Annotated in this window: 17 protein-coding genes; 10 read left to right on the top strand and 7 right to left on the bottom strand. The window is 73.1% G+C overall.

From position 1 onward, the window contains the following. The first annotated feature begins 54 nt into the window (after positions 1–54). From pdhA to HOO61_RS03185, 3 genes are read left to right on the top strand one after another with little or no spacing between them, the layout of a single operon-like run. The gene (gene pdhA, locus HOO61_RS03195; RefSeq protein WP_172256858.1) at positions 55–1,209 is read left to right on the top strand and encodes a pyruvate dehydrogenase (acetyl-transferring) E1 component subunit alpha; all 1,155 of its coding nucleotides are present in this window, start codon (positions 55–57) and stop codon (positions 1,207–1,209) included. Positions 1,210–1,211: 2 nt separating this feature from the next. Then, positions 1,212–2,198 (top strand): alpha-ketoacid dehydrogenase subunit beta, encoded by a 987-nt coding sequence (locus tag HOO61_RS03190; RefSeq protein ID WP_172256856.1) that lies wholly within the window; start codon positions 1,212–1,214, stop codon positions 2,196–2,198. 11 nt (positions 2,199–2,209) lie between these two features. Continuing rightward, positions 2,210–3,751, top strand: coding sequence for a dihydrolipoamide acetyltransferase family protein (locus HOO61_RS03185; RefSeq protein ID WP_172256854.1), 1,542 nt, complete (start codon positions 2,210–2,212; stop codon positions 3,749–3,751). 109 nt (positions 3,752–3,860) lie between these two features. On the opposite strand, the gene HOO61_RS03180 is transcribed toward HOO61_RS03185, so the two are convergent. Beyond that, entirely contained in the window at positions 3,861–4,814 is a 954-nt protein-coding gene (locus tag HOO61_RS03180) for an NAD-dependent epimerase/dehydratase family protein (RefSeq protein WP_172256852.1), read from the bottom strand. 137 nt (positions 4,815–4,951) lie between these two features. Between HOO61_RS03180 and HOO61_RS03175 the strand changes: the two genes are divergently transcribed. Then, complete coding sequence (locus HOO61_RS03175; protein ID WP_172256850.1) at positions 4,952–6,433, top strand: hypothetical protein; 1,482 nt, start codon at positions 4,952–4,954, stop codon at positions 6,431–6,433. After that, positions 6,426–7,493, top strand: a complete 1,068-nt coding sequence (locus tag HOO61_RS03170) for a hypothetical protein (protein ID WP_172256848.1) — start codon at positions 6,426–6,428, stop codon at positions 7,491–7,493. Before HOO61_RS03175 ends, HOO61_RS03170 begins: the two co-directional genes overlap by 8 nt. A 139-nt stretch (positions 7,494–7,632) precedes the next feature. Here the strand turns inward: HOO61_RS03170 and HOO61_RS03165 are convergent, their stop codons facing one another. From HOO61_RS03165 to HOO61_RS03155, 3 genes are read right to left on the bottom strand one after another with little or no spacing between them, the layout of a single operon-like run. Further along, on the bottom strand, positions 7,633–9,105 hold the full coding sequence (locus HOO61_RS03165) for a carboxyl transferase domain-containing protein (protein WP_172256845.1): 1,473 nt from the start codon (positions 9,103–9,105) through the stop codon (positions 7,633–7,635). A gap of 18 nt (positions 9,106–9,123) precedes the next feature. Then, on the bottom strand, positions 9,124–10,662 hold the full coding sequence (locus tag HOO61_RS03160; RefSeq protein WP_172256843.1) for a M1 family metallopeptidase: 1,539 nt from the start codon (positions 10,660–10,662) through the stop codon (positions 9,124–9,126). Next, complete coding sequence (locus HOO61_RS03155; protein ID WP_172256841.1) at positions 10,659–11,237, bottom strand: RNA polymerase sigma factor; 579 nt, start codon at positions 11,235–11,237, stop codon at positions 10,659–10,661. Before HOO61_RS03155 ends, HOO61_RS03160 begins: the two co-directional genes overlap by 4 nt. A 20-nt stretch (positions 11,238–11,257) precedes the next feature. Between HOO61_RS03155 and HOO61_RS03150 the strand changes: the two genes are divergently transcribed. Next, on the top strand, positions 11,258–12,718 hold the full coding sequence (locus HOO61_RS03150; RefSeq protein ID WP_172256839.1) for a serine/threonine-protein kinase: 1,461 nt from the start codon (positions 11,258–11,260) through the stop codon (positions 12,716–12,718). A gap of 2 nt (positions 12,719–12,720) precedes the next feature. On the opposite strand, the gene HOO61_RS03145 is transcribed toward HOO61_RS03150, so the two are convergent. Next, a complete protein-coding gene (locus tag HOO61_RS03145) occupies positions 12,721–13,350 on the bottom strand; it encodes a hypothetical protein (RefSeq protein ID WP_172256837.1) in 630 nt (209 codons plus the stop codon). A gap of 28 nt (positions 13,351–13,378) precedes the next feature. Continuing rightward, positions 13,379–14,113 carry a hypothetical protein gene (locus HOO61_RS03140; RefSeq protein WP_172256835.1) on the bottom strand — a complete coding sequence of 245 codons (735 nt, stop codon included), beginning with the start codon at positions 14,111–14,113 and terminating at the stop codon, positions 13,379–13,381. A gap of 6 nt (positions 14,114–14,119) precedes the next feature. On the opposite strand from HOO61_RS03140, the gene HOO61_RS03135 reads away from it, so the two are divergent. Both HOO61_RS03135 and HOO61_RS03130 read left to right on the top strand, forming a co-directional pair. Continuing rightward, positions 14,120–15,352 (top strand): amidohydrolase family protein, encoded by a 1,233-nt coding sequence (locus HOO61_RS03135; protein ID WP_172256833.1) that lies wholly within the window; start codon positions 14,120–14,122, stop codon positions 15,350–15,352. A 67-nt stretch (positions 15,353–15,419) separates the two neighbouring features. Next, entirely contained in the window at positions 15,420–16,904 is a 1,485-nt protein-coding gene (locus HOO61_RS03130) for an amidohydrolase family protein (RefSeq protein ID WP_172256831.1), read from the top strand. Between the two features lie 138 nt (positions 16,905–17,042). On the opposite strand, the gene HOO61_RS03125 is transcribed toward HOO61_RS03130, so the two are convergent. Then, on the bottom strand, positions 17,043–18,227 hold the full coding sequence (locus tag HOO61_RS03125; RefSeq protein ID WP_172256829.1) for a helix-turn-helix domain-containing protein: 1,185 nt from the start codon (positions 18,225–18,227) through the stop codon (positions 17,043–17,045). Between the two features lie 103 nt (positions 18,228–18,330). Between HOO61_RS03125 and HOO61_RS03120 the strand changes: the two genes are divergently transcribed. Next, the gene (locus HOO61_RS03120) at positions 18,331–19,449 is read left to right on the top strand and encodes a ferredoxin reductase (RefSeq protein ID WP_172256827.1); all 1,119 of its coding nucleotides are present in this window, start codon (positions 18,331–18,333) and stop codon (positions 19,447–19,449) included. A gap of 34 nt (positions 19,450–19,483) precedes the next feature. Next, on the top strand, positions 19,484–20,716 hold the full coding sequence (locus HOO61_RS03115) for an acyl-CoA desaturase (RefSeq protein ID WP_172256825.1): 1,233 nt from the start codon (positions 19,484–19,486) through the stop codon (positions 20,714–20,716). Positions 20,717–20,945 lie beyond the last annotated feature (229 nt).

The raw sequence follows: 20,945 nt of genomic DNA, 5'->3' as shown, positions 1-20,945 counted from the left end.
CCGTCGGCGTCCGGCGATCCCGTGACTGCCGCTAGCTGTTGTTAGGAGAGTGCGTTGTCCGATCCTGTGAGTTTCGGCCCCGACCTTGCGGACGTCTTCGGACCGTCCCAGTCAGACGGTGGACCCGACCTCGTCCAGCTGCTCACGCCCGAGGGCGAGCGCGTGCACCACCCCGAGTTCGACCACGACTTCTCGGCCGAGGAGCTGCGCGGTCTCTACCGCGACATGGTCCTCACCCGCCGCATCGACGTCGAGGCCACCGCGCTCCAGCGCCACGGCGAGCTCGGCATCTGGGCCCAGCTGCTCGGCCAGGAGGCCGCGCAGATCGGCGCCGGCCGCGCGCTGCGTCCCCAGGACTACGTCTTCCCGACCTACCGCGAGCACGGCGTCGCCTACTGCAAGGGCGTCGACCCGCTGCGGCTGCTCGGCCTGTTCCGCGGCGTCGACCAGGGCGGCTGGGACCCCAACGAGAACAACTTCGGGCTCTACACGATCGTCATCGGCGCGCAGACCCTCCACGCCACCGGCTACGCGATGGGCATGCAGCGCGACGGCGTCGTCGGCACCGGCGACCCCGAGCGCGACTCGGCCGTGATCGCCCACTTCGGCGACGGCGCGTCCTCGCAGGGCGACGTCAACGAGGCCTTCATCTTTGCCGCCTCCTACAACGCCCCCGTCGTGTTCTTCTGCCAGAACAACCAGTGGGCCATCTCCGAGCCGATCGAGCGCCAGACCCGCATCCCGCTCTACCAGCGCGCGCTGGGCTTCGGCTTCCCGGGCATCCGCGTCGACGGCAACGACGTGCTGGCGACGTACGCCGTCACGAAGGCCGCGCTGCAGCGAGCGCGCGAGGGCAACGGCCCGTCGTTCGTCGAGGCCTACACCTACCGGATGGGCGCGCACACCACGACCGACGACCCCACCCGCTACCGCCTCAACGACGAGCTCGAGCACTGGAAGCTCAAGGACCCGATCGAGCGGCTCAAGGTCTACCTGCGCCGCAACGGTCTGGTCGACCAGGAGTTCTTCGACGACCTCGTCGCCGAGGCCAAGGAGCTGGGCCACCACCTCCGCGAGGGCTGCAAGGCGCTGCCCGACCCCAAGCCGCTCGACCAGTTCGGCTACGTCTTCAGCGAGATGACCGACGAGATCGCCGCCCAGCGCGACGAGTTCGCCGCCTACCTCGCATCGTTCGAGGGGAGCCACTGAGCATGAGTGCCAACCAGAAGATCACGCTCGCCAAGGGCCTCAACATGGGCCTGCGCAAGGCCATGGAGGACGACGACAAGGTCCTGCTGATGGGTGAGGACGTCGGCAAGCTCGGCGGCGTCTTCCGCATCACCGACGGCCTGCAGAAGGACTTCGGCGAGGACCGCGTCATCGACAGCCCGCTCGCGGAGTCCGGCATCGTCGGCACCGCGGTCGGCATGGCGCTGCGCGGCTACCGCCCCGTCGTGGAGATCCAGTTCGACGGGTTCGTCTACCCCGCCTACGACCAGATCGTGTGCCAGGTCGCGAAGTACACCTACCGCTCGCAGGGCAAGGTGAAGATGCCGATCGTCATCCGCATCCCCTTCGGCGGCGGCATCGGGGCAGTCGAGCACCACTCCGAGAGCCCGGAGGCGCAGTTCGCGCACACCCCCGGCCTCAAGGTGGTCGCCTGCTCCAACCCGGTCGACGGCTACTGGATGATCCAGCAGGCGATCGCCCACGACGACCCGGTCATCTTCCTCGAGCCCAAGCGGCAGTACCACGCCGACAAGGCCGAGCTCGACGAGTCCGCGACGCCCGAGCCGCTGTTCACCTCGCGCGTCGTCCGTGCGGGCTCCGACGCGACGGTGCTGGCCTACGGCCCGACCGTGAAGACCGCGCTCAAGTGCGCCGAGGCCGCCGAGTCCGAGGGCCGCAGCCTCGAGGTCATCGACCTGCGCACCCTCTCGCCGCTCGACATGGCCCCGGTCTACGAGTCCGTACGCCGCACCGGTCGCTGCGTCGTCACCCACGAGGCGCACGTCAACCTCGGCATGGGTGCCGAGCTCGCGGCCCGGGTCACCGAGGAGTGCTTCTACTCCCTCGAGGCCCCGGTGCTCCGGGTGGGCGCGTTCGACACGCCCTACCCGCCGTCGCGGATCGAGGAGGAGTACCTTCCCGACCTCGACCGCGTGCTCGACGCCGTCGACCGCACCTTCGCCTTCTGAGAGGAACTGTCATGTCTGAATTCCTCCTCCCCGATGTCGGCGAGGGCCTCACCGAGGCCGAGATCGTCGCGTGGAAGGTCAGGGTCGGCGACACGATCGAGATCAACGACGTGATCGTCGAGATCGAGACCGCCAAGTCGCTGGTCGAGCTGCCGTCGCCGTTCGAGGGCACCGTCCTGGCCCTGCTCGTCCCCGAGGGCGAGACCGTCCCGGTCGGCACGCCGATCATCTCGATCGGCGCCGAGGGCGAGGCACCCGCTCCGGTCGCCCCCGCCGCGACCGAGCAGACCGAGTCCGACCCCTACCTCGGCATGGCCGAGAAGGCGGGCGCTGCCGAGGCCGCCGCGCAGGTCGACCCGGCCGACATCGACCTGTCCAACCCGGCCGCGTCCGGCTCGATGGAGGGCGCGTCCCTCGTGGGCCGGATCAAGGCAGACCGCGGCCCGATGCGTCGGGCCCGCCGCGGCTCGGCGTCGCCGAGCACCGTCGCCGGTGCGCAGACGCAGATGCAGGTCCAGGGCGCGTTCGCCCCGGGCGGTGCGCAGTCCGACGAGGTCATGCCCGCTGACGAGTCCCCGGTGCCGGCGACCGACCAGCGTGAGACCACGACGGCTCCCGCAGAGGCGCTCGTCCCGGCGCGCGCGCAGGACCCGGGCGTCGTACGTGCCCTGGCGAAGCCGCCGGTGCGCAAGCTCGCCAAGGACCTCGGCGTCGACCTCACCGGCCTCACCGGCTCGGGTCCCTCGGGCTCGATCACCCGCGACGACGTGCAGGGCGCCGCCAACGGCTCCGCCGGTCGTACGTCGTCGGCCCCCGCCGCTCCCGCTGCCGTCGCGGCGACGCCCGGTGCCCGCGAGACCCGCGAGCCCATCAAGGGCGTGCGCAAGATGATGGCCACGGCGATGAGCCAGTCGGCCTTCACCAGCCCGCACGTCACGGAGTGGGTCACCGTCGACGTCACCGCAGCGATGCAGCTCGTCGCGCGGCTCAAGAAGCGCCCGGAGTTCCGCGACACCCGGGTCAGCCCGCTGCTCGTCCTCGCCCGCGCGGTCATCCTCGCGATGAAGCGGACCCCGGAGATCAACTCCTACTGGGACGAGGCCGCGCAGGAGGTCGTCTACAAGCACTACGTCAACCTCGGCATCGCGGCCGCCACGCCGCGCGGCCTGGTGGTGCCCAACGTCAAGGACGCCGACTCGCTGTCGATGACCGAGCTGGCGCAGGCGCTCGGCGAGCTCACCGCCACCGCTCGCGACGGCAAGACGCAGCCGGCCGAGATGGCGGGCGGCACCTTCACGATCACCAACGTCGGCGTCTTCGGCGTCGACGCCGGCACCCCGATCATCAACCCCGGCGAGTCCGCGATCCTCTGCTTCGGCGCGATCAACAAGCGGCCGTGGGTGGACGAGGAGACCGGCGAGATCGTGGTGCGCGACGTCACGACGCTGGCGCTGTCCTTCGACCACCGTCACATCGACGGCGAGAAGGGCTCGCGCTTCCTCGCCGACGTCGCGGGGATGCTGAGCGACCCGGGTACCGCGCTCCTCTTCTGAGAGGTCGAGTCGGCGCATCCTGACGCCGTTTACAGGCCGAGTCGGCGCATCCTGACGCAGGATGCGCCGACTCGACTGCTTCTGACTGTCAGGATGCGCCGCCTCGGCGTCAGGGGCGGGCGTGCCAGGCCGCGAGCACCTCGGCCTCGCGCTCGGGGGTGAGCGCGGTGACGGGGGAGTCGAGGCAGCCCGGCGCGGTCTCGGCCAGGGGCCGGAGCCTCAGCCCGGCGGCTACGGCCGGTCCGGGGTCGTGGGCCAGCATGCCGTCGTACGCCGGACGCGGCAGCCAGAGCGGCAGCGAGCCCTCGCCGGCCCAGGGCTGGACGCCCTGTTCCTCCAGGAAGTCGCTGTCGACCCAGGTGAGCCGCGGGTCGGGGTCGCCCACACCTGCCGCCACCTGTGCGAGCAGCTCGCCGAGGGGCAGCGGTTCGCCGACGGCGTCGTACGTCCCGGTCGTCCGCGACTCGGCCAGCGCGAGCAGCCACGCCGCGAGGTCGCGCACGTCGATCACCTGGACCACGTCCTCGGGCCGCCCGGGCGCGAGCACCTCGCCGCCACGAGCGAGGCGCTGCGGCCAGTGGGCGAAGCGTCCCGTCGGGTCCCCGGGGCCGACGATGAGGCCGGGGCGGGCGATCGCCGACGAGCTCGTACCCGCCTGCACGACCTGCTCGCACGCCACCTTCATCCCGCCGTAGGCCTCCGGGTCGACCGCCAGGTCGATGTCCTCGTCGACCGGCTCGAGCAGCGGCTCCATCGCGGGGGACGAGTTGTCGGCGTACACGCTGACCGTGGAGACGAAGACCCAGTGGGCGTACGACGTCGCCGCCACCGCGCTGCGCACCTGCGACGGGAGCCGCGCCACGTCGACCACGGCGTCCCACACGCCGTCGGTGATGGCGGCGGGTGGTGCGTCGGCGCGGTCCCACGGCAGGTGGGTGGCGCCCTCCGGCACGGGCCCGGAGGTGCCGCGGCAGGCGCACGTGACGTCCCACCCGCGTGCCACGGCCTGGGCGGCGACCTCGCGGGAGAGGAACCGGGTGCCGCCGAGGACGAGGAGCTTCATGGGCTCACTCCACCGGGCGGCCGGGCCGAGCGGCAAGGGAGGTTCGCTCTGGGCGCAACCGGAGCCGCCCCTTTGTCACCAGCGGTCACGGACTGAGACACTGGACCCTCCGTACGGGTGAGACAAGGAGTGTGCGGATGGCTCAGGACGCCGCCACGGCTGCTTCCGGCGAGCCTCCCACCACGTCGGCGCTCCTGGCGCGGGCGCAGCAGGTGGCCGACCAGCTGGTCGTGGAGGCACGCGAGGAGGCCGAGCGCCTCACGGCCGACCTCGCCACGCTCCGCGAGCAGACCCGCCTGCTCAAGGTCGAGGCCGAGCGGGACCGCGCCGAGGCCGGCCGGGCCCGCAAGCAGGCCGAGGAGGTGCTCGCCGGCGCGTCGCAGGAGGCCGCGACCATCGTCGTCGACGCCAACGAGCAGGCCGCGCTCCTGATGAGGTCCGCGGAGGGCGCCCGCGACCAGCAGGTCGAGGCCGCGCGGACCGAGAGCGACAAGCTGCGCGCCGAGGCCCGGGACGAGGCGGCTGCGCTGCGCGCCGAGTCGCAGGAGCTGCGCGACACCGCGGCGAGCGAGAAGGCCGATCTGCTCGAGGGCGCGCGGGCCGAGGCGGAGTCCGCGATCGCCGGCGCGCAGGAGACCGCCGCCCGCCTGGTCGAGGAGGCCCGCACCGCTGGGCAGCAGCACCTCGACTCGGCGACCGCCGAGGCCGAGTCGCTGCGGGCCAGCGCCTCCACCGAGTCGGCCCGGATGCGCGACGAGGCCGCGCTCCACGTCGAGGACCTGCGCCGCACGACGGGCGCGGAGGTCGACCAGATGCGCCGGGCCGCCGAGGAGACCCTGGCAGCCGCGCGCGCCGAAAGCGAGGACAAGCTGCGTCACGCGGCCGAGCAGACCGCGTGGGCGACGCAGACCGTGGAGTCGGTGCTGGCGGGCGCGGCCACCGAGGCCGAGTCGATCCGCAAGGCCGCCCACGCCGACGCCGGTGAGGTCGTACGACTCGCCCGACAGCGCGCCCACGGCATCATCGCGGCGGTCAACGGCCGGGTCGCGCTCGAGCTCGCCGAGGCGAAGCAGCGTGCCGACGAGATCACCCAGGACGCCTCCCACGCGGCGGCCGAGCGCAGGACCGAGGCTCGGGTCGTCCTCGAGCAGGCCCAGGCCGAGGCCGCCCGCATCGTCGCCGACGCGACCGACGAGTCCGAGCGGGCGGTCGAGCGCCTCGAACGGCGCCGGGCCGAGGCCGAGAGCGGTGCCGCCAGCCTGCGCGCGCTCGTCGCCGAGGAGGTCACCCGCAGCCGGGCCGAGGCCGCCGAGGACCGTCGCCGGGCCCGCGAGGAGGCCGTCGCGCTCGTCGCCGAGGGCCGCGCGGAGGCCGACCAGCTCCGCGACAGCGCCCGCCGCGCGCTCGAGCGGGCACGGGCCGAGGTCGCGCAGCTCAAGGAGCAGCGCGACACCATCACGGCCGAGCTCGGCCAGCTCTCCGGCGTCATCGCCGCGCTCTCCGTGCCCGAGCGCGAGCAGGCCGGCCCCGACCCCGGCCCGGACCCCGACGGCCCGCCCGACCAGGCCCCCAGCGACCCCACCTCCCCGCCACCCCACCAGGAGACCCCCGATGCCTGAAGACATGTTCACGACCGTGCGCCGCGGCTACGACCCGGCCGAGGTGGAGCGCGCCGTGGGCCAGGCGCAGGCGGAGGCCGACGACCTGCGCCGCCGGCTCGAGGCGGCCGAGGCGGCCGCGGAGGCGGCGAGGAGCGAGGCCGCGGCGTCGCGGGAGGCGCTGGTCGCGCGCGAGTCGCAGCAGCCCGACACGCCGACGTACGAGCACCTCGGCGAGCGGATCGGGCAGATCCTGTCGCTCGCGGAGGCCGAGGCCGCCGAGATCCGCGACCGGGTGATCGGTGAGGTCGAGACGCTGCGCAAGGAGGCCGAGCAGGAGGTGGGCGCGCTGCGCGCCGACGCCGACCGCTACGCCGAGGAGACCCGCCGCGACGCCGACGCGGACGGGGCCAGGATCCTGGCCGACGCCCGCAAGGCTGCCGACGGTGAGCGTGACGCCGCGGAGCGGGACGCCTCAGCGCGCCGGGCCGAGGCCGAGGCCCTCCACGAGGACCAGCGCGCCAAGGCCGCCCAGGCGGCCGCGGACTTCGAGACCACGCTGGCCGAGCGGCGCCAGAAGGCCACGGCGGAGTTCCAGGCCCAGCAGGCGGCGATCCAGGCCGAGCTCGACGCGATGGCCGCGCGCAACAAGGACACCGAGGCCACCCTCGAGCGCAACCGTCGCGAGGCCGAGGAGCGGATCGCCCGGATGCTCGCCGACGCCGAGGAGCGCTCGACCACGATGGTCGCCGAGGCGCGCGCCTCCGCCGACCGCGTCCGCGCCGAGTCCGAGCGCGAGCTGGCCGCCGCGGGCCAGCGCCGCGACAGCATCAACGCCCAGCTCTCCAACGTGCGCCAGATGCTCGCCACCCTCAGCGGCACGGTGCCCGGCGTGGTCGGTCTGTCCGAGGAGGCTGCGCCGATCGCGGGCGCACCCCAGGGTGACCCCCTCGCCGAGGCCGCCCGCGACCTCCACGAGCCCGCCGAGGGTGCCGAGGCTGCAGCCGACGACGACGTACCCGAGACCGAGGCCCCAGCCGACGACGACGTACCCGACGCCCAGGACCCCGACGAGCGGTGATCCACCCACATTCCGCGCGACGGAAATGTGGTTCCACCACCGCCCGGTCGGCGTGTCGCGAGGACTCGCCGGCGAGTGGTGATCCAGCCACATTTGACGCGTCGGAAATGTGGGTGGGCCACCGCTCCGCGCGGGTCGGTCAGACGTAGCGCCGCGCCCGCTCCTCCGCGGACCCCGGCCCGGAGGCGAGCAGCGCGCTGAGCTCGTGCTCGAGCACCGCGCCCACCCGGCGGCAGAAGTCCTCGGGCTCTTCGGCGGCGTCGGGCTTCTCCGCCACGATCCGGTCGACGACGCCCTGGCGGTGCAGGTCGATGGCCCGCACCTGCTGGGCGCGCGCCATCTCGGCGGCGTGGTCGAGGTCACGGTGCACGATCGCGGACGCCCCCTCGGGCGGCAGCGGTGAGAGCCAGGCGTGCTGCGCGGCCACGACCCGGTCGGCGGGCAGCAGCGCGAGCGCGCCGCCGCCGTTGCCCTCGCCGAGCATCAGGCACAGCGTCGGCGCGTCGAGCGTGACGAGGTCGGCCAGCGACCGGGCGATCTCGCCGGCGAGTCCGCCGTTCTCGGCGTCGGCCGACAGCGCGGCCCCTTGGGTGTCGATCACCGTCACGAGCGGCAGACCGAGCTCGGAGGCCAGGCGCATCCCGCGCCGGGCCTCGCGCAGCGCCTCGGGCCCCATCGGGTGGTCGGTCGTCTGACCGCGGCGGTCCTGGCCGAGGAAGACGCACGGCGCCTCGCCGAAGCGGGCCAGCGCGATGAGCAGCCCCGGGTCGCGCTCGCCCTGCCCCGTCCCGTTGAGGGGTACGACGTCGCTGGCGGCGTAGCGCAGCAGCCGCCGCACGCCCGGCCGGTCCGGACGCCGCGACCGGGTCACGCAGTCCCACGTGTCGACGTCCGGGATGTCGTCGTCGCCGGGGTCGGCGACCGGTGCGACGCCCTCGCGCGCGGCCATCAGGATGGTGAGCGCGCGGTCGAGGATCTCCTTGATCTCCTCGGGCGGCAGGACCGCGTCGACGATGCCGCGGGCGTAGAGGTTCTCCGAGGTCTGCACGCCCTCGGGGAAGGGGCGGTCGTAGAGCGCCTCGTAGACGCGCGGGCCCAGGAAGCCGACGAGCGCGCCCGGCTCGGCGACCGTGACGTGGCCGAGCGACCCCCACGACGCCATCACGCCGCCGGTGGTGGGGTGGCGCAGGTAGACGAGGTAGGGCAGGCCTGCGGTGCGGTGCGCCGCCACCGCGGCGGAGATCCGCACCATCTGGACGAACGCCGGCGTGCCCTCCTGCATCCGGGTGCCGCCGCTCACGGGCGCGGCCACCAGCGGCAGGCCTTCCCGCGTCGCGCGCTCGATGCCGGCGACGATCCGGTCGGCCGCGGCCCGGCCGATCGACCCGGCCAGGAAGCCGAACTCGCCCACCAACACGGCGATGCGACGGCCGTGCATCCGCGCCTCGCCGGTCAGCACCGACTCGTCGACGCCGGACTTCTCGGCCGCGGCGGCCAGCTCGGCGGCGTACTCCTCGCTGAGGTCGTCGCGCACCGGCGCGGTGTCCCACGAGGACCACGAGCCCTCGTCGAGGACCAGGTCGATCAGGTCGTGCGCGGAGAGGCGGGCCATGCGGGGAGCGTAATCGGCTCAGCCCTGCGGCACCCCGGGCTCCGGCGTCCGATCGCCGGTGATCCAGGCGTCGAAGAAGGCCGACAGCTCGCGCCCGGTCTCGTCCTCCCAGTGGTCGTAGACCTGCTCGCGGGACGCGGAGGTGTTGTCGTTGTCGGCCAGCCAGGAGCGGGCGACGGCGTAGAACTCGTCGTCGCCGAGCTCCTCGCGCAGCTCGTTCCACATCAGCGCGGGCGTCCAGTAGATGTTGGAGCCGCCGAACTGCCGCGGGTCGTAGGCGCCGGGCGGGCCGTACTGGTCACGCAGCTGCTGGTCGGCGGCGCGGGCGCTGCGCAGGCTCTGGCGCAGCGGCCGGATGCCGTGCTCGTCCTCGTAGGTCCACTGCAGCAGCATCGTCATGCCCTCGTTGAGCCAGACGTCGCGCCAGTCCGACGGCGAGACCTGGTCGCCGTACCACTGGTGCACGACCTCGTGGGCGACCACCTGCGGTGACAGGACGTAGTCGTTGGTGCCGAGGGTGATCATCGTCTGGGTCTCCATCGCGCTCTGCGAGTCGGTGACGACGAGGCCGAGGGAGTCGAAGGGGTAGTCGCCGAGCCGGTCCTCGACCCAGTCGACGGTGGCCGCGGCCGTCTTGATCGAGTCCAGCGGTCGGTCCATGCCCCGCGGCGTCCAGTAGTCCACCCGCAGGCCGCTGTCGGCGGTGTTGCTGCTCCACTCGTAGTCGCCGATCGCGAGCGTGGTGAGGTACGACGACGCCGGCTCGTCGAGCTGCCACGACGTGGTCGTGCCGCCTTCGTCCGTCGTCAGCGCGGTCAGCTCGCCGTTGGCGATACCGGTCCACCGCGGCGGGGCGTGGACGGTGATGTCGTAGAGCGCCTTGTCGGACGGCTGGTCGTTGACCGGGTACCACGTGTACGCGCCGTAGGGCTCCTGCATCGTCCACACCTCGCCGGTGCGGGTGACGGTGAAGCCGGTCTCGGAGAAGTCGCTGCGCGTGGTCGGGGCGGGAGCGGGCTCGGGCGTGCCGTCGTAGTCGATCGCCAGCTCGTAGCGCTCGTCCTCCGCGATAGGCGCGCGCAGCACCAGGTCCTTGCCGCGGCGTACGACGCGCACCGGCTCGCCGTCGAGCGTGGCCCCGCGGACCGTGAGGGGTGCGCCGAGGTCGAGCTGGAAGCGCGGTGCGGTGCGGGTCGCGCGGAACGTGATGACCGCCCGGCCGGTGAGGCGCTGCGCCCGGGGCCGCCACCTCAGGTCGAGGTCGTAGTGCAAGGCGTCCACGCGGGGGTCGCCGACGTCGGGGTAGACGCTGTCCTCACACGGGGTGGACACGGCGAGCTCGAGGTCCGGCTCCACCGGGTCGTTCACGACCGGCGTGGAGGCGGAGGCGGTCGGCGACCCACCCTCGGAGGGGTTGCCCTCCGACGGTGCCGCCTCGGACGGCGCCCCTTGCGGCTCGTCGGTGGGGACGGCACCGCCCGAGCCGCCCGAGCAGCCGGCCAGCACGGCGAGGGACAGACCTGAGGCCAGCACCGCGCGCACGCGGTGCGGCGTCACCGATCGCCCCGCAGCAGCGGCCGGGCGAGCTTGCGGCCGTGGTGGATCTGGGCCTTGACGGTGCCGAGCGGCGCGTCGACGAGCGTCGCGATCTCGTCGTAGGGCAGGCCGTACACGTCACGCAGCAGCAGCGGCTCGACGTACTGCGGGTGGTCCTTCTCGATCGTGTCCATCGCCTCGAGCAGGTCGAGCCGGGTGCCGGCGATGACGCTGGTCGTGCGCGGGTCGGGACGGTCGTGGGCGCCGTCCTCGAAGTCGGTCGGCGTGGCGAGGTTCTTCAGCCGGCGGTACGTCGTGCGCGCGCTGTTGACCGAGACGATGTGCAGCCACGTGGTGAACCGGCCGCGGCCGCCCCACGAGCCGATCTTCGTCGCCGCGTTGAGCATCGCCTCCTGGCAGGCGTCCTCGGCGTCGCCGGAGTACGGGAGCACCCCGCGACAGATGTTGAGCACGCGTGGACGCACCGCCGCGAGCAGCTGCTCGAGCGCGTCACGGTCCCCGTCACGCGCTCGGCGCGCCAGGTCGTCGATGTCGTCCGGCGTCAACGCGTCGCCCGGGTCCCCCGAATAGCTCACGCCTGCACGATAATGCCCGGGTGTCCGCTCCCACTCGTCTCGGTCGTTACCCGGTGCGCCGCCGCATCGGGTCGGGAGCCTTCGCGACCGTCTGGCTGGCCTACGACGAGCACCTCGACAGTCCCGTGGCGATCAAGGTCCTCGCCGACAACTGGGTCGACGACCACCACATCCGCCAGCGCTTCCTCGAGGAGGGCCGCTTCCTCCGCAAGGTCGAGTCGCCCCACGTCGTCTCCGTCTACGACGCCGGTGAGCTGGAGGACGACCGCCCCTACCTGGTGATGGCGTACGCCGACCAGGGCACGCTGGCCGACCTCACCGAGGTGGCGCCGCTGCCGAGGTCGCAGGCGATGGCGGTGATCACCCAGGTCGGACGCGGGTTGAGCGCCCTGCACGACCGGGGCGTGCTGCACCGCGACGTGAAGCCCGCCAACGTCCTCTTCCGCACCGTGGAGAACGGCCGCGGTCCGCACGTCGTGGCGATGCTCGGCGACCTCGGCCTCGGCAAGGCCATGGACATGTCCTCCCGCCTCACGATGGCCGGCGGCACCCCCTCCTACGTCGCCCCCGAGCAGGCCCTCGGTGAGGGGCTCGACCCGCGGGCCGACCAGTTCTCGCTCGCGGCCCTGAGCTACTTCCTGCTGACCGGCCGTCAGCCCCACTCCCACGCGAGCCTCGCGGCCGCGGAGAACCCCGTGCCACCGCCGCCGATGGGCATCGACAACCCGGCCGCCGAGGCCGTCGTCCTGCGGGGCCTCGCCAAGGACCGTGAGGACCGCTTCCCGGACGTCGAGTCGTTCGTCGCCGCCCTGGTCGACGCGATCGGCGAGCCGGTCGACGACACCCCCGCGGGATGGGCGCCGATCGACCCCGAGCTGACGCGCGCGGCGTCCCGACCGGAGCGCACCGGGGTGGCGAGCGACCAGCCGCCGCCCGAGGCCTCCCAGCGCCGCCACACCCGCTGGCCGTGGGTGGCGGCCGCCGTCCTCGCCCTCCTCGCGGGCACCGGCGCCGGCTGGGCGCTCGAGCGCAACGGCACGTCGGAGCAGACCGTCGAGGACTCGACCGGCCTGCTGTCGGTCACCGTGCCCGAGTCCTGGACCGAGCAGGTGGACCCCGAGCAGTGGGTGCCGTTCGAGGGGCGGTCCGAGCAGCCGGCGGTGGCGGCCGGCACGCGGGAGGGCTGGAACTCCGACGACGACCCGGCCGAGGGCGTGTTCGTCGGCATCCTGCCCGGGGAGGCGCTGCCGTCCCGTGTCCCCGGACACCCGGCCTGCCCGGTGCAGCGCGGCCCCTACTTCGACGAGAAGGGAGACGACGAGTTCATGACCGTCTTCTTCAGCGGGTGCCCGGGCGTGGACCTCATGGTCGAGCGCGTCGTCCGGGTCAACCAGAACCAGCTGCAGTGGATCCAGATCCGTGCCGACCGCCGGAAGGTCGCCGCCCGGGTGCTCGACTCCGTTACGGCGTCCGGGTTCTGAGCTCAGCCGAGCCGGACGCCCGAGCCGACGCGGGCGATCAGGTCGGCCATTCCCGGGTCGTCGACCTCCCGCCCGGTCACGGCGATCTCCACCTGGGCGTTGTCGGACCCCGTGAGGTCGAGCCAGCGCAGGTAGCCGTACCGCAGGTGGTTGGCGGTGACGAAGGTGAAGTGCAGGCTGTCCCGGGTCTGGGCGAGCACCTCGACGTTGCTCTCGTCCTCGCGCAGCTCGGCGAGCCTCCGGTCGAGCGTCCACGCGATCGAGCGGCGGTTGCTCAGCACCTGCTCGACCCGCAGGACGTAGCCGAAGGCCGGCTGGTCCGGTGGCCGCCACTGCCACTCGTTGAGCGAGTTCTCGAAGTAGGACCAGCCCTTCGGCACCGGCAGCGTCATCTGGAAGTCGCCGGCGCCGACCGACTGGCGGACGAGCGGCAGCCCGGTCGCGAGGGGAGGGAACTCGGGGTCGTCGAGCAGCTCGGGGACCGGGTCGACCGGCAGGCTCGGGGACGCCGGCACCGGCGCCGCCGGGCCGGTACCCGACGGGTTCGCGCCGAGGGTCCAGGACGCGCCGTACCCCACCGCGACCCCGATGGCGAGCAGCAGCGCGAGCACTGCCGTCCCCCGCCAGGTCACGGGCGCAATCTAGCCCGTGGGGGTGGGCTCAGCCGACAGGCCCGCCGCCGGCCCCCTCCATGCCGTCGGCCACCCGCCGGATGAGGTCGCTCGTGCCCTCGACGTCGCGCTCGCGCCCGTGCACGACGATCTCCACGTCGGCCTGGCCGCTGGAGTCGAGGTCGAGCCAGCGCATGAAGCTGTGCCGCGCGTTGCCCTCGTTGCTGCGGTAGGTGTACTCGAGCGTGTCGGCGCCGCGGTCCACGATGACCACGTCGTCCTGCTCCTCGCGCAGCCGCTCGATCCTGATGTTGATGGCGTCCTCGATCGTGATGTCCTGGCTGTTGATCTGCTCGATGCGCATCACGTAGGTGTTGTTGGACGTGCCCGGCTTCTTCCACTTCCACTCGTTGCTGGCGCTCGCGTTGGTCGTCCACCCGACGGGCGCGGGGAAGGTGATCTCGAACTTGCCGGTGCCGAGCGTGGCCGGGGCCATCGCGATCCCGGGCTCCAGCCTCGGGTCGTCCGGGTCGGGGGTGGGGGGCCGGGGTGCCTCGACCGGCATCTCCGGCGCCTGCGCCGGCACCGGTGTCGGGACGCCCGAGCCGATCGAGCCGCCCCGGCTCTGTGCGGACGCGGCGAAACCGCCCCCGACGCCGATCGCCAGGAGCGCGACCAGTGCTGCCGGCCCCCGCCACTCCACGCTCCCCATCATGTCAGCCGGGCGGCTGGTCTGGTCCACCGCGCCGCGCGCGGTGCGCCGCCCTGCGCCGGGGAGCACCATCGGGGGATGGTCACGCGGTGGGCCGTTCGGTCAGCGCGAGCGTTCGACGGGGAGCGGTTCCTGCCGGACGGTGCGACCGTGCTCGTCGAGGGCGGCCGGGTCGTGGGGGTGGAGGCGGCCGCCTTCCGTCCACCGGACGACGTACCCGTCGCCGAGGTTGACGGCACCCTCCTGCCGGGGCTGGTCGACTGCCACGTGCACCTCGTCGCGTCAGGGGCGTTCCCGGGGACGCCGGGGAGCCTGGAGTGGGCCGGAACCGCCGAGTCGGCCGCGGTGGACGAGGTGGTCACCGACAGCCTGCGGGCGCAGGTCGCGGCGGGGGTGACCAGCGTCCGCGACCTCGGAGACGGGGCCTATCGGGTGCTCGAGCACCGGGGGCGGGAGGCCGAGGGGCTGCCCCGGGTGGTCGCCGCGGGTCCGCCGATCACGATCCCGCTGGGGCACTGCTGGTTCCTCGGCGGTGATGTGGATCCCGACGAGCCCGGGGCGCTGGACCGGGCCGTGGCCGAGCGGGCCGAGCGGGGTGTCGACCTGGTGAAGGTGATGGCCAGCGGCGGCTTCCTGACGCCCGGCAGCGACCAGCTGGGCGCCCAGTTCGACGCAGGTCCGCTGCGTCACCTGGTGGGGGCCGCCCACGAGGCCGGGTTGCGGGTCGTCGCCCACACGCACTCCGTCGCCGGGGCGGAGGTGGCGCTCGAGGCGGGCGTCGACGGGCTCGAGCACTTCACCTGCATGGCCGAGGGCGGCGCGGACCCGCCGGCGGCCCTGCTCGCGCAGGCCGCGGCCGCCGGGGTGACCGTGTGCCCCACGCTCGGCCACGACCCCGCGCGCCTGCCGCCCGTGTCGGCGATGCCGCCGCACATCCTCGGGATGCTCGAGCGCATCGGCATCACCGACCGCGACGAGCACTTCGCGCGGGCGGCTGCCAACACCGTGCAGCTGCGCAAGCACGGCATCCGTGTGGTGTCGGGGCTCGACGCCGGCGCGATGCCCGCCAAGCCGCACGGTCACCTGTGGCGCTCGGTCGCCGAGCTGGTCCGCGGCGGCTGGCCGGTCGAGGAGGCGCTCGCGACCGCCACGTCGGTGGCCGCCGAGGACTGCGGCATCGACGCCGGTCGACTCGCTGCCGGTCGTCTCGCCGACCTGCTGGTGGTCGACGGCGACCTCGCCGCCGACCTCACCGCGCTCTCGCGGCCCCTCGCCGTCTGGGTGGGCGGGGTGTCCGTGTCGCTCCCGTGAGTGGGGTGACACGCGCTCAGACGCCCCGGCGCGCGGAGGTCCCGATCCGGGGTCTTAGCGTTGCCCTGTGCTGATCCGCAACGCCCGCCTCGTCGCCGTCACCGAGGCCGTCCCGGGACTCGTCGACGTACGCCTCGACGGCGGCCGCGTGGTCGAGGTCGGCCCCTCGCTGGCGGGCGGGGACGCGCCGTCGTACGACGCCGACGGGCGCTGGCTGATGCCCGGGCTGTGGGACCAGCACGTCCACCTCGGGCAGTGGACCCTGGCGTCAGCGCGCCTCGACCTCGGCCCGGCGCGGTCGAGCGCGGAGGCCGTGACGCTCGTGCGGGAGCGGCTCGCGGAGTGGCCCGACCTGCCGGTCATCGGGTGGGGGCACCGGCCGACCGCGTGGCCGGACATGCCGACGGTGTCCGACCTCGACGCGATCGGCACCGACCAGCCGATCGTGCTGATCGCGGGCGACGGCCACCACGGCTGGCTCAACACCGTCGCGCTCCATGCGCTCGCCCTGCCGATCCGTGACAGCGTGGTCAGTGAGGCCGAGTGGTTCATGGCCTACGGCCGGCTGGCCTCGGTGCTCGGGCAGGACGGCACGGGCCCGGACGCCTACCGCCGCTCGATGGAGGCCGCGGCCGCGCAGGGCGTGGTCGGGCTGGTCGACCTCGAGTTCAGCGGTGGTGTCGCGGACTGGGTGGCCCGGTGGGCCGGGGGCGCCGACCTGCTGCGGATCCGTCACGCCTGCTACGCCGACGGGCTCGACGACGTCCTCGCGCGCGGCCTGCGCTCCGGCGACCCGCTGGCGGACGACCCGCGCCTGACGATGGGGCCGCTCAAGATCATCAGCGACGGCTCGCTCAACACCCGCACCGCCTGGTGCGGCGAGCCCTACGCCGAGAAGGCCGTCCCCGGCTTCGAGGAGGGGCAGCCCAACCAGACGCCCGAGGATCTGCGCGCGCTGCTCGCCCGCGCCGCGGCCGGGGGTCTCGACGTGGCGGTCCACGCCATCGGCGATCGCGCGGTCGCGGAGGCGCTCGCCGCCTTCGAGGAGACCGGCGCCCGCGGCGGCATCGAGCACGTGCAGCTGACGACGCGAGACGACGTACGCCGCATGGCGCGCCTCGGCGTGCGCGCCAGCGTCCAGCCCGCCCACCTCCTCGACGACCGCGACGTGACCGAGCGGCTCTGGCCCGGCCGCGCGGAGCGGTGCTTCCCGCTGCGGTGGATGCTCGACGACGGTGTCGACGTCGTGCTCGGCTCCGACGCCCCGGTCTCCCCGCTCGACCCGTGGCTGGCGATCGCGTCGGCGGTCCACCGCTCGGGCGACGACCGCGAGCCGTGGCACCCCGAGCAGTCCATCACCGCCCGCGAGGCGCTCGCCGCCTCGACCGACGGCTGGGGCACGATCGCCCCCGGTCACCCCGCCGACCTGGTGCTGCTCGACGCCGACCCGCTCGCCGGGACGTCGGACCGCGAGCACGCCGCCCGCCTGCGGTCCTTCGCCGACCAGGTCGTCGTGACCTGGGTCGCCGGCCAGGCGGCGTACTCCCGCTGACCCGCCGGGAAGGTGCCGGCCCCTCCTCGTCGCTGTAACGCCGGGTTACTGCAACTACCCACCCTGATGCATCACGGTGGGTAGTGCACGCAACCCGGCGTTACAGCGGGCGGCGGGCGGGGGCTTGGACGTACGCCGTCAGGCGAGCGCGAGCGTCGCGTCGAGGACGAAGGCCGGGTCCTCGAGACGGTCGCCGTAGATCTCCCGGAGCTGACCGACGCGGTAGCGCACAGTCTGGGCGTGGACGAAGAGCTCCTCGGCGACGGCGTCGCGGCGCCCGTGGTGGAGCAGCCAGCTGCGGAGCGTGTCGGTGAGCTTCTCGGCCGTCGACGGGCGCAGGTCGGCAAGCGGGGCGAGCACCCGCGCGCGCAGGTCCTCACGCGCGGAGGGGTCGGCGGCGAGCAGCAGTGAGGCGAGGTGCTCGTCGGAGTCGACGAGGCCCTCGATGCCGAGGGCCGCGCACCGCAGTGTCCGGCGGTACGACGCCTGCGCCTCGAGCCAGGTCACACCCGGGCCGACGACGGCGTCCGTGCCGCGCAACGCTCGTAGCAGCGTGCGCCGCGCTGTCGTCGACCCGGTGCTCGGCACGAGCAGGAGGGCGTGCCCCTCGGGCAACCCGGCCACGTCGTCGGTGGGCTGGAGCGTGCCCGGGTCGAGCGCGGTCAGCGCGTGCGAGACCTGCGACTCCGGCAGCACCACGGCCGTCAGAGCGCCGGGCGGCTCCCAGTCGGCGCGCTCGGCGGCAGCGCCGACCGCGTCGGCCGGCGCGCCGGTGAGCAGGGCGCGCGCGAGCCGCTCGAGGTTGCGCTGGCGGACGCGCCCGCTGCTCTCCAGCTCGTCGGTGTGCCCGGCGACCGAGGCGGCCGACAGCTCGTCGATGTAGGCGAAGACCAGCTCGGCGAACCGCGCGAGCTGCTCGGCGCCGATCCCTGCCTCCACCGCCGCGTCCGCCATGTCGCGCCACGAGGTGCGGGCGCCGACCCGGTAGGCCGCGAGCAGTGCTTCGACGGTCCGGCCGCTGCGGGCCTCGCCCCGCCCCAGCTGGTAGGCGCCCTCGATCGCCGGTGCCTTCGGGGGCGCCTTGCCGTCCTGCCGGGTCGCCAGGGTGAGGAAGCCGCCGAGCGCGAGCTGGACGGCGTTGCGGATCACCTCGCCCATCCGTCCGCTGAACGCGCCGGCATAGCTGGGGACTTCGTCGATGATGGTGAGCACGACGCGGTCCGCGACCTCGGCGAGCCTCGAGCGCAGCGCCTCGGCCACGGTCGGGTCGAGGCTGACGACGGCCTTCATTTGTGTGGCGGGGCGCACGTCTCGGGTGGCCATCGTGACTCCTGAGGTCTGTTTTGTTCGCGACGAACAAGAGTCTAGTCCCGATTCACGTGCCCTGAGCAGGAAGATCGTGCCCGGATCAGCGAGATTTGATGACATGAGCACGACTCTCGAGCCGACGGTGCGTGGCACCCGTGTGCGCGACCACCTGGTCCGCGTCGCGGAGGCCGCCACCACGCCCTACCTCCCGTCCGACTTCATGGACCTCTTCGCGCCCCTGCGCTCCGGCGCCGACCTGCGCGGTCGCATCGAGTCAGTGCACCCCGAGACCGCCGACGCGGCCACGATCGTCATCCGCCCCGGCGCCGACTGGGCCGGCCACGTGCCCGGCCAATACCTCCGCATCGGCATCGACGTCGACGGCGTACGCCAGTGGCGCGCGTACTCGCTCACCCACGGTCCGCGACGCGACGGCCGCATCTCGATCACCGTCAAGGCCGTCCCCGACGGCCTGGTGAGCAACCACCTCGTCCACGAGGCACGTCCCGGCACGCTGGTCCACCTCGAGCAGGCCGCGGGCGAGTTCGTGCTCCCGCCCGAGGGCGGCAAGTTCCTCATGGTCACCGCCGGCTCCGGCATCACGCCGGTCATCGGCATGCTCCGCAACCTGTTCCCGAGCACCGACGAGGGCGTCCTCCGGCTGCCCCGCAGCGAGGTGCACGACATCGTCGTCGTCCACGTCGCGCCCAGCCACCCGCACTCGATCTTCATCCGCGACCTCGAGGCGCTCGCCGCCGCGGGCGCGATCCGCCTCGTGGCGAGGTACGACGACGAGCACGGCGTGCTGTCCGTCGACGACCTGGCCGACCTGGTCCCTGACCTGGGCGATCGCCAGACTCTGGCCTGCGGGCCGGCGGGCCTCCTCGACGCTCTCGCCGCGCACCACGACGAGGCCGGGCTGAGCCTGACCACCGAGCAGTTCCGCACCGCCCGCGTCGAGCCCGGCGACGGCGGCACCGTCACCTTCAGCTCGGGCACCACCCTCGACCTCGACGGCGCGACGCCCATCCTCGACGCCGCCGAGGACGCCGGGATGCTGATGCCGAGCGGATGCCGGATGGGCATCTGCATGGGCTGCGTGATCCCGCTGCGCGAGGGCAGCGTGCGCGACCTCCGCAACGGCGCGATCACCACCGCCGTGCCCGGCGAGACCGGCGACATCAAGGTGCAGACCTGCATCAACGCCGCCGCCGGCCCGTGCCATATCGACCACTGACACCCGACCTCCCCGAGACCCCCAGGAGAGCGCCATGACCACTGTGCAGAAGAAGGCCGTGCTCGGCCAGACCAACCCGATCGCCCACCTCACCGAGGCTGACATCGAGCAGATCGGCATCGAGCTCGACACCATCCGGCAGGACGTCCTCGACGCCCGCGGCGCCAGCGACGCGGCGTACATCCGGCGCGTCATCGACACCCAGCGCAAGATCGAGCTCGGCTCGCGCGCGGTGCTGCTCTTCAGCGCCTTCCCGCCGGCGTGGGTGCTCGGCACCGTCGGCCTGAGCATCTCCAAGATCCTCGACAACATGGAGATCGGCCACAACATCCTCCACGGCCAGTGGGACTGGATGCGCGACCCCAAGATCCACTCCTCGACGTGGGAGTGGGACATGGCCTCGCCGGCCGAGCAGTGGAAGCACAGCCACAACGAGCTCCACCACACCTACACCAACGTCATCGGCAAGGACAACGACCTCGGCTACGGCATCATGCGCGTCGACGAGGACCAGACCTGGACCCCTGCCTCCCTCGCCCAGCCGCTCTTCTGCTTCATCAACGCCGTCTTCTTCGAGTACGGCATCGCCGCCTACGACCTCGAGCTCGGCGCCGTGATCAAGAAGAAGCAGACCAAGGACCCGGAGTTCCGCCGGCGGGCCAAGGCCGTGCTCGGCAAGATCCGCAAGCAGGCGACCAAGGACTACGTCGTCCACCCCGCGCTGTCGATCCCGACCGGCTCGTTCCTGCCGACCCTCGCGGCCAACTTCACCGCCAACATCGTGCGCAACCTGTGGTCCAACTCCGTCATCCTGTGCGGCCACTTCCCCGAGGGCGTCGAGACCTTCGAGAAGCGCTCCATCGAGGGTGAGTCCAAGGGCGAGTGGTACGTCCGGCAGATGCTCGGCAGCGCCAACATCTCCGGCTCGAAGTTCCTCCACCTGATGACCGGCAACCTGTCGCACCAGATCGAGCACCACCTCTTCCCCGACCTGCCGTCCAACCGCTACGCCGAGATCGCGCCCAAGGTGCAGGCCCTCTTCGAGAAGTACGACCTCGCCTACTGCGCGCGGCCGATGCCGCAGCAGGTCTACTCCGCCTGGCATAAGGTCGTCCGGCTCTCGCTGCCCAACGGCTGGCTCGCCACGACGAACAAGAAGAACGCGCCCCAGCAGCTCGCCATCCTCTACAAGATGGCCACCGGCGACCGCCGCACCCGCCGCCTCCTCGGCCGCAAGCTCGAGAGCGAGGCCCGGGCAGCCGCCTGAGTCCTTCGCCATCCAGGACGACCCGAGAACCCCTCTCCGGAGGGGTTCTCGGTGATTCCGGGGCCTGTCCGCACACTCGTAGCCCACCCCTTGGTGTGGGTTTCAACCATTCCGCTTCCGCGGTGATCGGCGCCCACTAGCGTTCCGTCGGATGCGGCCAGGGGGGCTGCCTACACGGGGGTTTGTCCTTGCGCGCCTTGGGTCGCACTCATCGCTTCATCGTCTTCGT

Origin of the sequence: Nocardioides sp. zg-1230 (assembly GCF_013155335.1) — a bacterium.
Classification (GTDB): Bacteria; Actinomycetota; Actinomycetes; order Propionibacteriales; family Nocardioidaceae; genus Nocardioides.
This window is presented reverse-complemented; position numbering and strand designations above follow the sequence as displayed.